We start from the raw sequence: 382 nt of genomic DNA on the forward strand, positions 1-382 counted from the left end.
TGTTTGCCGAGCCAACACCGGCCGCATCCGTTCCGCTTGTTGTCGTCCGTTGTCGGTCAAGGGGACTTCTGTCATGCCCGTGTGTTGCCCGGTCAGGCTCCACTCGGTCTCCCCATGCCTGATCACGAATACTTTCACGTCCAGCCCTCCTGGCTTAGACGTTGTCTGCCTCTGTCGATCGCAGCTCTCCCAAGGCAGCCGCCTGTCCCCACGTCCAGCCCGAGATTCCGGGCACGTCGTCGCCATATTTTTCGATGTGCTGCCGGTGTTCGATCAGCTTCTGGTGAATTGCCTGTTTGAAATACGCAGCGCGAGCGCCGAGTTGCGGTAGCCGGTCGATCACGTCCTCGACCAGATGGAAGCGATCCATCTCATTCAGCAC

The 382-nt window shown here is 59.4% G+C and carries 2 protein-coding genes; both read right to left on the reverse strand.

The genetic code is table 11. From position 1 onward, the window contains the following. Positions 1-138, reverse strand: a 138-nt coding sequence (locus tag BN1800_RS44400; protein ID WP_143534282.1) for a phosphoglycerate mutase family protein, incomplete at its 3' end; no start/stop codon positions are given. Positions 139-154: 16 nt separating this feature from the next. Then, the coding region (locus BN1800_RS39795; protein WP_143534283.1) for a phosphoketolase family protein at positions 155-382 on the reverse strand (228 nt) is incomplete at its 5' end.

Source organism: Rhizobium sullae, from assembly GCF_900169785.1.
Taxonomy (GTDB): Bacteria; Pseudomonadota; Alphaproteobacteria; order Rhizobiales; family Rhizobiaceae; genus Rhizobium; species Rhizobium sullae.